The organism is Arcticibacterium sp., from assembly GCF_055134445.1.
The window spans coordinates 14,179-26,865 of the sequence record NZ_JBSRVI010000040.1; the positions used below are offsets into that span (position 1 = coordinate 14,179).

General features: G+C 38.1%; 8 protein-coding genes. 2 read left to right on the forward strand and 6 right to left on the reverse strand.

Annotated features, from left to right (window positions below; genetic code table 11):
- Positions 1 to 138, forward strand: a complete 138-nt coding sequence (locus tag ACTBZY_RS06120) for a hypothetical protein (RefSeq protein ID WP_463045463.1) — start codon at positions 1 to 3, stop codon at positions 136 to 138.
- Here ACTBZY_RS06120 and ACTBZY_RS06125 read toward each other — a convergent pair whose 3' ends face one another.
- The 4 genes from ACTBZY_RS06125 to tsaD form a co-directional block, all read right to left on the reverse strand.
- Positions 139 to 966: an endonuclease/exonuclease/phosphatase family protein gene (locus ACTBZY_RS06125; protein WP_463045464.1), complete on the reverse strand. Its 828-nt coding sequence runs from the start codon at positions 964 to 966 to the stop codon at positions 139 to 141.
- A 56-nt stretch (positions 967 to 1,022) separates the two neighbouring features.
- Positions 1,023 to 1,526 carry a GbsR/MarR family transcriptional regulator gene (locus ACTBZY_RS06130; protein ID WP_463045465.1) on the reverse strand — a complete coding sequence of 168 codons (504 nt, stop codon included), beginning with the start codon at positions 1,524 to 1,526 and terminating at the stop codon, positions 1,023 to 1,025.
- A gap of 198 nt (positions 1,527 to 1,724) precedes the next feature.
- Positions 1,725 to 4,079 carry a transglycosylase domain-containing protein gene (locus ACTBZY_RS06135; protein WP_463045466.1) on the reverse strand — a complete coding sequence of 785 codons (2,355 nt, stop codon included), beginning with the start codon at positions 4,077 to 4,079 and terminating at the stop codon, positions 1,725 to 1,727.
- 237 nt (positions 4,080 to 4,316) lie between these two features.
- Positions 4,317 to 5,327: a tRNA (adenosine(37)-N6)-threonylcarbamoyltransferase complex transferase subunit TsaD gene (tsaD, locus tag ACTBZY_RS06140; RefSeq protein ID WP_463045467.1), complete on the reverse strand. Its 1,011-nt coding sequence runs from the start codon at positions 5,325 to 5,327 to the stop codon at positions 4,317 to 4,319.
- Between the two features lie 47 nt (positions 5,328 to 5,374).
- Here tsaD and ACTBZY_RS06145 point away from each other — a divergent pair, with 47 nt between their 5' ends.
- Complete coding sequence (locus tag ACTBZY_RS06145; RefSeq protein WP_463045468.1) at positions 5,375 to 9,988, forward strand: translocation/assembly module TamB domain-containing protein; 4,614 nt, start codon at positions 5,375 to 5,377, stop codon at positions 9,986 to 9,988.
- Positions 9,989 to 9,998: 10 nt separating this feature from the next.
- Here ACTBZY_RS06145 and ACTBZY_RS06150 read toward each other — a convergent pair whose 3' ends face one another.
- Both ACTBZY_RS06150 and ACTBZY_RS06155 read right to left on the reverse strand, forming a co-directional pair.
- A complete protein-coding gene (locus ACTBZY_RS06150) occupies positions 9,999 to 12,203 on the reverse strand; it encodes a carbohydrate binding family 9 domain-containing protein (RefSeq protein ID WP_463045469.1) in 2,205 nt (734 codons plus the stop codon).
- A gap of 121 nt (positions 12,204 to 12,324) precedes the next feature.
- The gene (locus ACTBZY_RS06155) at positions 12,325 to 12,681 is read right to left on the reverse strand and encodes a hypothetical protein (RefSeq protein ID WP_463045470.1); all 357 of its coding nucleotides are present in this window, start codon (positions 12,679 to 12,681) and stop codon (positions 12,325 to 12,327) included.
- Positions 12,682 to 12,687 lie beyond the last annotated feature (6 nt).

Sequence of the window (12,687 nt, forward strand, 5' to 3'; positions counted from 1 at the left end):
ATGAAAAAGAAAAATATTTTCAAAATAGCCTTCTTGGCTTTTTTAGCTTTGATTTTGCTTCTTTTAGCAGACATGGCAAGGCATACCACTGCCCCGTGGAATAAGAACAAACAAATAGAAAGAGCGATTAAACCTTAATTAGAACTTGACTTTTGCGAGTATTGCGTGATGGTCAGAGGCATATCTGCCATTCCAACTTTCAGAGATGGTGGCATGCTTCAGTACTTGAATTCCTTTATTGACAAAAATGTGGTCTATTTGACTATTCTTTCTTTCTAATGATTCAAAGCCTGTAAAGCTATCCGTTGGCCCAAAATGACCCGTTTTAGAGATGTTATGCGTGTTAAACATGCCGCCGTTGGTTATGGTTAGTATGGGCTCGTCTGTCGGGGTTACATTAAAGTCACCCATAAGAATAACAGGCAATCCTTTTTTCTCAAAGCCCTTGACTATTTCAAGGATGAGCTTTGAACTCTCCACCCTCGCTATTTTACCCATATGATCATAATGGGTATTAATGGTCACAAACTCCTTTTTGTCCTTTTTTCTTTTAAAAACGGCTACGGTAGCTATTCTAGGCAGTGCCGCATCCCAGTCCTTAGAGGGCACAGTAGGGGTGGTAGAAAGCCATGTATTATACCAAGATTTAAGTTCTAATTTATTTGTGTTATAGAATATAGGAGAAAACTCTCCAGCAGATTTTCCATCGTCTCTGCCTACACCTACCCATTTAAGGTTGGATAAACTGTTGGCTAAATATAACACCTGTGGTTCTGTGGCTTCTTGAAGCCCAAGGAGATCGGCTTCGAAATAACTAATGGTTTCTGCTACGTGCTCTTTTCTATTTTCCCATTGGTTTTCGCCATCATTCGGCGTGGCGTACCTAATGTTGAATGTCATCACATTTAAGGATGATTGAGCTATACCCTGTAAGGGCAATAGGATAATAAGTAATCTAAGAAGCATAAAAAAACTGTAAATTGATAGGACAATTTACAGCAAGGAATGGGGCTACGAAACTTTTACTTGAATAATTTTAAGAAATTATTTATCAACCAGGATTCTTCAGCCTTAAGGACGGATTGTACGGTGTTGTTAGTGAAGTTAGTAACCTTGTTTATATCGTCAATTATTTTTAGAACTTCTTTCTTTTCATCGGTATCTGGTTCTAATTGAGCCTGAATTTCTTCCATGGTTTCAATGATAGGCTCTATCTCTCTTCGCTTTCTTTCTTTGGCAATTTGGCGAGCGACTTTCCAGATATCTTTCTCCGCAAGAAAATACTCTTTCCTTTCACCAGGAAGAAGTTGCTTGTTTATCAATCCCCAACTCATTAAATCACGCAAGTTCATATTTACATTACCTCTGGAGATTTTTAATTCTTCCATGATCTGGTCTGCATTCAATGATTTGGGCGAAAGCAATAAAAGGGCGTGAATCTGCGACATGGTTCGGTTTATTCCCCATTGCGTAGCTAGGGTACCCCACGTATGGATAAATTTATCCTTCGCTTCTTGTAATTCCATAAATTGGCTTTAACTGAAAAACTTATAGGTTGCACGTAATACTGAGATTCAAAGTAAGTCAACCTTATTGAATTTTCAAAATTTTCTGAAAATTATTTCGAGTTCCAATTAAAGCTTTTTTAATTCTATTTTAAAACCAAATTCATTTACCCATAAAATGATGATACTTCTGAGGATCAGCGTGTACCGTAAATGGTATTAAAGCATTTCTTCATCATCATCTGCCTTTACTCTTCCTGGTGTGGCAATGCCCGATGAATCCGTAGATCTTCTGAAGGTTTCTCCAGGACTTAAAATACAGTCTCCAGAAATCCTTACGCCCGGTGGAATATTGAAACTGCTCCTCTGGAAGTCCAAGTCTTTATCTGCATATACTTTCTGCATAAAAAGACCCCAAGCCGGAAGTGCCATACGAGCACCCTGGCCATAGGTGATAGACCTAAAGTGAATTGCCCTATCCGAAGCCCCAGACCAAACACCAGCAATAAGATTAGATGTAAGCCCCATAAACCAACCATCAGAGTAATTTGATGTGGTACCTGTTTTACCAGCCACTTCGTTATCATTTAAGACACCATATCTTCCTAATCCAGCAGAGGTTCCTCCGCTCATGGTGGAGCCTTTCATAAGGTGAATCATTTTATAAGCTGATTCAGCACTTAAGACTTCCTTTTGGTCAGGTAAATACTCTCTTATCAGTTCACCATGTTTGTCTTCAATTCTGGTAACAAATAAAGGCTCTGTATACTTACCACCATTGGCGAATACGGCATAGCCGCTAAGCATTTCGTATAAGCTTACTTCACTTACGCCTAAGCATAGAGAAGGGCTGTTGGCTAGTTCGCTTTTTATCCCGAGCTGATGTGCCATCTGTATAACACTAGAAGGTTTAAACTGCTTAATTAACCTTGCACTAACCGAGTTTATAGACTCCCCTAAAGCTCTTCTAAGTGTAACAGAACGGTAAGAGTATTTGCCATCAGAGTTTTTAGGCGTGTAGGTTGTTCCTACGAGGCCATCTTCTGCTCCGAAAGTAACCGGTTCGTCAACCACCTCTTCACAAGTGGAAAATCCATTATCTATGGCTGTTACATAAACAAAGGGTTTAAAGGTTGAACCAGGTTGTCTTTTACTTTGCTCTACGTGATCGTATTTGAAGTGTTTAAAATTAATACCACCAACCCAAGCTTTGATATTTCCGTTTCTTGGATCCATGGCCATAAGTCCCATGTTAAGAAAACGTTTATAATAACGGATGGAGTCCATGTGAGACATGGTAGTGTCTTTTTCCCCTTGCCATGTGAAAAGGGTCATTTCCGTTTTCTTATTCATATCTGCAAAGATCTTGTCTTCGTCTTTGCCATATTTCTTTTTAAGGTCATGGTATATCTGAGTTCTTCTTGCCACGCTTTCAATGAAACCTGGTATCTCCTCATAACCTACCGACGATTCCGCATTTCTACGCTGTACCCAAGGATTTTTCCCTTTCCAGTGGTCGTCAAATAGCTTCTGCTGACTCTCCATATGCTCTTCCATGGCTTCCTCTGCATATTTCTGCATTCTGGAGTCTATGGTCGTATAAATTTTAAACCCTTTGGTATATAGGTCTTCTGGTTTATAGCCGTATTTCTGGATTTCTTTTTTCGCCCAATCCTTCAAGAACTGGCGGAAATAAGGAGCCAGACCGTTATTATGAGAATCTGGAGAGTATTTTAAAACGATTTCTTCTTCTTTTAATTGGTCAAAGTCATCTTTGGCTAATTTGCCATATTTTACCATCTGTGCCAAAACTGTATTTCTTCTTGGTTTAGCATATTCTGGCCTAAACTTAGGGTTGAATCGAGATGGATTCTGAATCATTCCTATGAGTAAGGCAGATTCATTCACTGATAATTCAGAAGGAAGTTTTTGAAAGTATGTTTTAGCTGCAGACTTAATACCATGAGCACCACTACTAAACTCGATGGTGTCAAGATACATTTTCATGATTTCCTTTTTAGTATATCTTCTTTCTAGTTTTACACAGGTAATCCATTCTTTTGTTTTAATGATAAGGGTACGCAAGCCAGGTACGTTATAAAGTATACCTTGGTAAGATTCATCCATTCTTAATCTAAAGAGATTTTTAGCTAGCTGCTGTGTAATGGTACTTCCACCACCTTTGTGGTTCATGGTGAGTACTCCAGTAATTACACGTAACATAGCACGGGCGTCAATACCGCCATGTTTGGTGAATCGCACATCTTCTGTAGAAATAAGAGCGTCAATAATATGTGGAGAAAGCTCTTCAAAGTCTGCAGGGCTTCTATTTTCATAGAAAAATTTACCCAAAACTTTACCATCAGAAGATATAACCTCGGTGGCTATTTCACTTTTTGGGTTATCTAGATCATCTACTGTTGCCATTTTTCCAAAAAGCCAGAATAGATTGAAATTAACGGCTAGAAGGTAAAAAACAAATAAACCTACTGCCCCAAAGAAAGACAGGTAAAAGAGATTAATAAGTTTTTTGAATTTGCCTGCGGCTAAAAAACCGACCTTGGGAATCTTCATATAAGGAAAACGAGTTTAATCGAAAATCAAATTTAATGGTTTATGGCTAAGAACGAATTCTTTTATTCCAAATTTCAAACGAAAACCTTTTACTTCTGTTTCTAGTGCTAAAAAATGAGCTGTAGAGGCTTGATAAACTGTAATTGATTTTTATAAACAAATTAGAACTAGTGGTTTAGCTCAGTAGAATTTAATTTAGCGGTCAGTTTCTTAAATTGATGAATAAATATTAAGTTTTCAGAGTTTGTATCTAGGAAGCGGACTTACAGATTGATCAGAGAATTCTTTCGCTAGAAATTTATAATAAGTGGAAATACTTATCATGGCGGCATTGTCTGTACAGTATTGAAATTGAGGAATAAAAACTTCCCATTTTTCTTTTTTTGCCACTTCTTGAATGTAATTTCTAAGCCCTGAATTTGCGGCTACGCCCCCAGCTATGGCCACCTGATTTACTTTATGAAGCCTAGTTGCTTTTTTTAGTTTTTGAATCAACGTTTTAATAAGAATATGCTGATAGCTAGCACAGATATCGTCAATGTTTTGATCAATAAAGTCTGGGTTTTCTTTTACTTTTTTCTGCAAAAAGTAGAGTAAAGCTGTTTTTACTCCTGAAAATGAAAAATTTAATCCTTTCATTTCTGAAATAGGAAATTCAAAAGCAAGGGGATTTCCTTTGGCGGCATGTTTATCAATCATCGGCCCACCGGGATAGTCAAGCCCCATCATTTTTGCTCCCTTATCAAACGCTTCTCCTACGGCGTCGTCTTGGGTCTCACCTATAACTTCCATTTCCAAGTGACTTTTGACTAAAACAAGTTGTGTATGACCACCACTTACGGTCAAACATATGAACGGAAATGTGGGTTTTGGGTCATCAATAAAATGGGCCAAAATATGAGCTTGCATGTGATTGACTTCTATTAAAGGAATGTCATTTGCCAATGCAAATCCCTTTGCAAATGAGGCTCCGACTAAAAGCGAACCTAAAAGGCCTGGGCCACGTGTAAAACCAACAGCTTTGATGTCATTTTTTGTTACCTTTGCTTGATTTAAGGCTTCATCCACTACAGGTACAATGTGTTGTTGATGAGCACGAGAAGCAAGTTCTGGAACAACTCCACCATATTTTTCATGGATTATCTGTGTAGAAACAATGTTGGATTTAACCACACCGTTAATAATAACCGACGCCGATGTTTCATCACAGGAAGATTCGATGGCTAAAAGAGCAATGTTTTCGGGCATAAGATATTTTTAAGTGTTCAAAATTAGCAAGAACAAACGAAAGGAATTTGATAAAAGGTCTGAAAATAGGATTTAAGGCTCTAATGCTTTCCATTTTACTGCTTCTAGGAGTGGTAGGGTTGTTTTTCTATGCCATACAATATTCCGAAATTCAGACTGATTTGAGTCAGAAAGCTGCGGTGTGGCTTTCTGAAAAGCTGGGGTCAAAGGTTACCGTAGGCAATGTTCAGATTAAATGGTTTGATGAAATTCGTCTCGAAGATGTAAATATCAAAGACTTGGAAGGCAGAGATATGATTTACGTTAGAGAGGTGTACGTGAATTGTAAAACTAACTTCAAGTTTACGAGAGAAGACATCGTTAATTTTGATAATAATCTGGACTTTGTGATGTTAAAAGAGCCAGATGTAAAATTAATTAGAGAAAAGGACGGCTCTTTAAATATTGATGCTTGGATTAGTAAAGCGGTTTCTTTAGGTGCTACCAGAGACAGTTTGAAAAAGAGGGTTAGCAAACCTTTTACGATAGACGAGGCCGTCATACAGAACGGAACCTTCCAGTTGATCGACGATGATAAGGAGCGTTTCCCAGAAGAGCTTTTTGACTACTCAAACTTTCAAATCAATAAAATAACTGGAAACGTTAAGGATTTCTATGTTCATAGAGACACCATAACTTTTCAAGGAACGAATATAAAAGGTATAGAGCCACGGAGTAACCTTACCATAAAGAAAATTGATACCGATTTTTTTTACTCCAAAAAACAAATATTGCTTAAGAACTTGGAAGCCAGGATAAATAATTCTGTCATCAAAGATTTCTTAGGAATGTATTATAATAAGCCGTCAGATTTAAACAGGTTTTTTACAGATGTAAGATTAAAGGCGAACCTTAGGAATTCCGTTTTTGATGCTCAGGATTTAGGGAGATTTGCGACGGCCATGTATGCATATAATGAGCGTTATAGCGTAGATGCGGATGTCACTGGTCTTGTTTCAGATTTATATTTTCAAAATGCTAAAGTGGGTTTTGGAGCGGAGAGCTTTATTGCGGGGAAAGGTCACTTTAAAGGCTTGCCGAATGTCAATAGTACTTTTTATCATATGGAGGTGGCTCCTTCTTATGTAAATGCTCCAGATGCAAAGCAGTATGCAGGAGCAGAGAATTATGAAGCCTATGTGAAGCAGTTTCAAAAAGTGAACTTTGAAGGGCTTTTCAAAGGAACATTTGATGATTTTTTCACAGATGCTAATATTGTATCTTCCAACATTGGTTCTGTAAAAGGGAAGTTGCTTTATAAAGAGGAAAAAGGAACCAAGCTACCCATTTACAACGCAGATATTAAGCATAGTCAAATTTCTCTGACCAAGCTCACAGGAAGTGATAAGGTAAAAGATATCTCTTTTAACGGTAAGCTCATGGGAGCTGGTTCTTCATTAAAGGATGCCTCTTTTGATCTAGATGGTAAGGTACTGCAAGTATGGTTTAATAATTATAATTTTAAAAACTTGACCGTCGTAGGCCTTTATAGGCAATCGGTATTTGATGGAAAAGTAGTGGTCAATGATCCAAACTTGAATGCGACCGTGAATGGTAAAGTTGATTTTAATCCAGAACAAAATCAGTTTAGAATAAACGGTAGTGTGACCAAGGGTAATTTGATGCCTTTGGGCTTTACAGATGAACCGATTCAGTTGGTTACCAATTTCAACTTTGATTTTGATGGTAATAAACTAGACAATTGGATTGGCCAGGCCGATTTCAGAGACACTTTTGTCAATAGAGAAAACAGAAATTTGGTTATAGATAAGCTGAGTTTTGTGAGTAAAAAGAGGCAAAATCTCCGAAGTATGGGAATAAGAACGGAGTATTTCGATGGGGATATTACTGGGGAGTTTGTTCCTAGCGAGCTAATAGAAGACCTTATACAGTTGAAAGATGAGTATGGTTTGTTCTTTTCGGGTACAGAAAAGGACAGGATAGATTACTATGACCAAAAGAAACGAGATTCATTAAAGAATAATTATGCTGCTCATTACGAAGTCAAGGTAAAAGACACGGATGACTTTTTCGCTTTCTTTAACCCGGAGATTTCCGTATCTCAGGGGATGCAGGTCACAGGTGATATTAGGATTCAATCCACTTCCCAAGTGTCGTTGTATACCACTATAGATACCTTGGTGTATAAAGGAAATACCTTTTTTAATAATGAGTTGGATTTCTATTCTTCAAAGAATGCGTTTTCGCCAGATGTTTTAACTTCACTTATTCTATCTTCTAAAGAACAGAAGCTATCAAGCGAAGTAGAAACAGAAAATTTACAGTTGAATGGCTCTTGGGGAGGCACCAGAAAAATAAGTTTTGATGGCGGTGTAAAACAAAAAAATAGTAAAAACCGAGCCTCGCTTTTTGGAGATCTTTCTTTTTTGCAAAATGGATTTGCTATTAGTATCAACCCCAAAAATAGTTATATAGACCTTTTAGACTTCAAATGGGAATTTGACCCTGAGAATTTAGTAAGTGTATTCGGTTCAGAAGTGCAGTTTGAAGACTTCAGAGTTTCTAATAGAAACCAAAGCTTGGCTTTAAGTGGGTTTATCTCTGAAGATTCTACGAAACAGCTTTTTGCTGCCATTAATAAGTTTGATTTAAGAGCATTGGAGCCTTTGGCGGCTTTAAGGATTGAAGGTATTGCAGACGGAGATCTCTCAGTAAGTAACTTTTACAGAAACCCTATTTTACTAAGTAACGTGGTAGTGAATGAGCTTGTTTACAAAGACATTCTGGTGGGAGATGTGAATGCTGTAATTGACTGGGACAGGTTCTTAGGAAAGGTTAAGATAGATTCAAAAATTGAAAGGAAGGGCGTAAAAATACTGGATGTGATTGGTACCTATGACCCGAATTCAAAAAAAGGGATGAAGCTTACTGCAAATTTAGACAATGCCAATCTGGTGATTTTGGGGACTTTTGTAGACAATATTTTCTCGAATTTAGGGGGCTATGTCAATGGTCAATTATCCATAACTGGTGAGCCACGGGATCCGATAGTAAGAGGAGAAGTGCAGATAGAAGAGGGGCAGTTGAGAATAAATGCCACAGGCGGATATTTATACTTTTCTGATGTCATAAGGTTTACGGAGGAAGGTTTTGTGGCGAAGAAAGGTGGTTTTAAAGTTTACGACGCCAAAAATAATGGGAATGAGGCTTATCTAGAAGGCGGAATTTTTAATGGAGGTGGAGGTAACTTTATGATGGGTCTTCATGCCTATATTAAAGATCCCGATGGTTTTAAATTGCTTAATACAAGGCAAGATGAGAATGATTATTTCTACGGGACGGCATATGCTGCAGGTGATATTCATTTAACCGGTGACTTTTCAGATGTTTTGATAGCCGGAAACTTGGTAAGTAAACCCAAAAGTAAAGTTACGGTACCTCTGGATGCAGCGGAAAGTGTAAATACTGAAGTGGAAGCCATTCCTTTTGCCTCCAAACCGGAGGGTGATTCGGATGAGTCAGATGGAGAGAAAAAGGCCAGAATAATAAGGTCTAATATAAATGGATTGAGGCTGTCTTTAAATCTTACACTTAACCCAGACGCGGAGGTGGAAATCATAATGGACAGAACCAATAACGACAAGATAAATGCTTTTGGAAATGCCCGATTAAGTTTTGATTACGATTCGCGAGACGAGAAGTTTACCATGAGTGGGCCGTATGAGGTGGTTTCAGGAAAATACGATTTTAGTTTTCAGAATTTGGCCTCGCTTAGGAAATTTGAAATATTGGAAGGGAGTAGAATAACGTGGTCTGGAGACCCATATAATGCCCTCGTAGGAATTAAAGCGGCTTATCAGTCCAGCATAGATTTGAGTGGTATCTGGACTTCTGAAACTACGGACTCAGAAACGGATAATACCAGATATCCTGTAAATGTAACGGTCACTATTTCCGACGAACTTCAGGCTCCAGAAATAAGCTATGAATTAACGTTTGATAAAAATCAAATTCCAAGCAGACACCAAACAGATTTGTTGGCATTTGAGCAAAGATTAAGAGATAATGAACAGCTGCTAAGTAGAAATGTGAGTAGTGTTATTGCCTTCAATAAGTTATTCCCAGAAAACAATATTAGAGATGCTTTTGACCAGCAGTTTTTGATAGACAATATCAATAGTATGCTTTCAAATCAGATAGGCAACTTGGCCAATAAACTGGATCCAAATTTACAAGTTGGCGTATTGTTGGGCGATTTTAGACAAAACTTGCTCAATAACATGCAGCTTAACTTTAGCTATAAGTTTTTAAACAATAGAGTAAAGTTAAGTGGAAGGAGTTCTTATTCTAATGGCTTAGAAAATGCGGCCACTTTTGCAGCTACGCAAGGTCAGCTGTCTGTGGGAGGGGAATTGGAGTATTTGCTTTCTGAAGATGGTATATGGAGGCTTAAGGTTCACTCTAGAAGTGTACCGAATTCAAATTATTCGTTTCTAAACGCCACTACAGGCAATGTCACGGTTTCGGGAGCTAGTATTCTATTCTCAAGAAACTTTAATTCTTTTTTTAACAAAAAACCGACTAAAGTGCCTTTGGGCGTTGGGAAAAAAGAAGAGGATGACGACGAAAATTTTGTCCCCGAGGTTTCTTATTTGAAATAATGTCTTAAGCTTATAAGTTCCACCAGTATGTGAACTTCATAACAATGGATCTGTTTCTTACGTTAAAGTTTTCTGCCAAATAATTATCTGTGTACACTAGGAATAAATCAGAAGCTGGGCTATAACGCCACTGCAATCTTGTGTTAAGGTTGACGTTATTGCTTTGTTGATTATATTGAAAGAAGTTGGTAAAGAATAGCTTATTGGAAAGCGTAACGTCTACTTTGGGGCCAAAAAGCCAGAGTTTATGTTGGGTGTTTTTTAAACCCTCTGGTAGTCGATAATCATCTTGGAAAGTTATTTGGTTATAATTTGCTCTCATAAGTATGGCCACAAAGGGTTGAAATCTATACCCAAGCTCTGCTTCAAGTCTTATTCTGTTGCTATTGGCATAATAACCGCCAAATCTACTGCTCACGGCATAGGTGAAAACGCTTTGGGGTTTTGAGTCGAACTCCGCTCCGTAAGCTTTCCAGTAGTGCTCTGTGCCTGCCAATATTCTTTCATTGGCATAATTAGTAGGGTCAAAATCTCTTTGAGGTTTTACGTAATCAATGGCTCCCCAAAGTCTTAGAACGCTTCGATCTTTAAAGTTAATACCATAATTAAGCATGTGGAGGTATTCAAATGTTTGCTGGGTTTCTCTAGAGAAATATTGACTCAAAATGAGATCTGGTCCATGACTAAGGATTGGACCCTTTTTTGGGAAAAACAAATAAGCCACGTGTGGGTTGGCTCTTAGATAATCTATTCTTTTTACATATCCTACTTCATTGGCTTCAACTCCTTTTCCTACGCTCTCCATGGCTACTTCGATTTGCCAGTTTTTGGTAGTTCTTGTGAGCTTACCTGCTAGGATACCATTGTCTTCTAATTTGTTCGGTGAAAAGGTCTTAATAAAAAAGGTTTTACCACTCCATTTGTTATTCTGAGAGGCTAGGTTGAATTCTAAGCCAGCCGTTCTGTTAAAAGCGGATATTGGAGATTCAGCGTTTATCGTATTATGACCAACGAGGTCTCTATTTACAAAAATAGCAGAAATGTACGAGCGTTTTAGCACCTGTCTTTGTACCGAAACTACATTAAAAAAGGAACCTGGACCATCGTCTGATTTGTCTCTGCCGGTTTGCATCCCCATGGCACCTATACGCCATTTTTTATTTATTTTCCCGCTTAATTTTCCGCCAAAAAAAATGGGAGCATTTAAGCCTATCCTCCGAGAGAAGAAAGGTCTTAAGCTTTCAAAACCGAAGTTATTAAAGATGTCTCCATTTTCTAGAAAGAATTGACGCCTTTCTGGGAAAAGTAGCTCAAACCTGTCAAGGTTAGTAACTTGATTGTCGACATCTACTTGAGAAAAGTCTGGATTTACTGTTAAGTCTAAGTTTAAAGAGGAGGTAAGTCCAATTTTGGCATCAAAGCCAACGTTTTTTTTGAGTTGTGCTGAAGTGTTTGCTTCTTTATTAACGCTTCCTCCGACGTTAATATAAGGAATGAGAGAGATGTTAAGACCTGGTGAAGGTGGCGGGTTTTCCCATATTAAATCACCAGTATAAGCCAGAGACGCCGTAGGGAATTGTCTCGGAATGGGCGTCCATGAAGATTTTTCAGTCGATTTTAAGTCGTTTCGTGAAAAGTTTATACCCCAAGAAGTAACGTTCTTTTTATAGCGAATGGTTTTAAAAGGAATGGCGGCTTCCCAAATCCAATAGTCGCCATAATATTTTGCTTCAGACTGCCATTTGTTGTCCCAGCTGACGTCAATTTGGCTCCCGTTAGACATTAGCCCATCCCATTGACCTCCTTTAGCATTTGAGCCAAAAGAGTAGCCGGTGGTAAGGTCATTGAAGGTATCTAAAAATAGAAGGTTGTTATCGTTTTTTGAAAAAGCAAAATCTCTTTTCATAGACTCCACCATGTAAGAGCCATCTAGGGTGTCGTGGTTTATAAAAAGAATGTAAATGTTTTTATCATCGAAGGTCAACTTCACATCTGTTCTAACGGCTGCCATACTGGTATCCATGGGTAGCACTTGATAAAAATCGCCAGCGACTTTGGCATCTTTCCAAGCTTGTTCATCAGCCAGGCCGTCCACCCTAATTTCAGAGGTTGCCTTTTTAATCGCGTATTGAAACTGAGCATTCGGTTTCTGCGAATAACAGAGAGCTGTAGTCAAGAAGAAGAGTACTGAAATTTTCAGGTAAGGTAATGGCATAAAAAAAGCATCTTAGATTTGAGAGTGCAAAAGTAGGCTATTGTACTCGTCTAAGATGCTTTTAAATACTACGTATATCTACGGATGTGTTTTATTTGTCTATTCTCAGATAGGCGGTCTATCAGATTCTAACTACCTCTGCTTGAGTCAAATGTGCCGACTCTACTAATTCTTTGGCATATTTCAAGTTTCCCGTAGGAGCCATTAAATAAAGTCTGCTATTTTTCATTTTAGCCAACTCATTGAATAGCGTCAATTTAGAGATAGACTCTTGACCATCCAAAGCTTTTAGAGTAACTTCGAAAAAACATCTTTTAGAGTAACTAACACCTGTTACGTCCGGAACGAATTTTAATTGATCAGCGGCTCTTTCGTAAGAAAAAGGAATTTCAAAGCCATCCATATTAGCCTTGATTTTGTCAAATCCATTTTTCTTTGCCCAAGCAATAGTCTTTTCTATATGTTTGCTCTTATCCATTTTGGT

Bases quoted from the DNA above. Each gene is read 5' to 3' on its own strand.
- ACTBZY_RS06155 (WP_463045470.1), bottom strand. From the start codon at position 12,681: ATGGATAAGAGCAAACATATAGAAAAGACTATTGCTTGGGCAAAGAAA.
- ACTBZY_RS06120 (WP_463045463.1), top strand. From the start codon at position 1: ATGAAAAAGAAAAATATTTTCAAAATAGCCTTCTTGGCTTTTTTAGCT.
- ACTBZY_RS06150 (WP_463045469.1), bottom strand. From the start codon at position 12,203: ATGCCATTACCTTACCTGAAAATTTCAGTACTCTTCTTCTTGACTACA.
- ACTBZY_RS06135 (WP_463045466.1), bottom strand. From the start codon at position 4,079: ATGAAGATTCCCAAGGTCGGTTTTTTAGCCGCAGGCAAATTCAAAAAA.
- tsaD (WP_463045467.1), bottom strand. From the start codon at position 5,327: ATGCCCGAAAACATTGCTCTTTTAGCCATCGAATCTTCCTGTGATGAA.
- ACTBZY_RS06125 (WP_463045464.1), bottom strand. From the start codon at position 966: ATGCTTCTTAGATTACTTATTATCCTATTGCCCTTACAGGGTATAGCT.
- ACTBZY_RS06130 (WP_463045465.1), bottom strand. From the start codon at position 1,526: ATGGAATTACAAGAAGCGAAGGATAAATTTATCCATACGTGGGGTACC.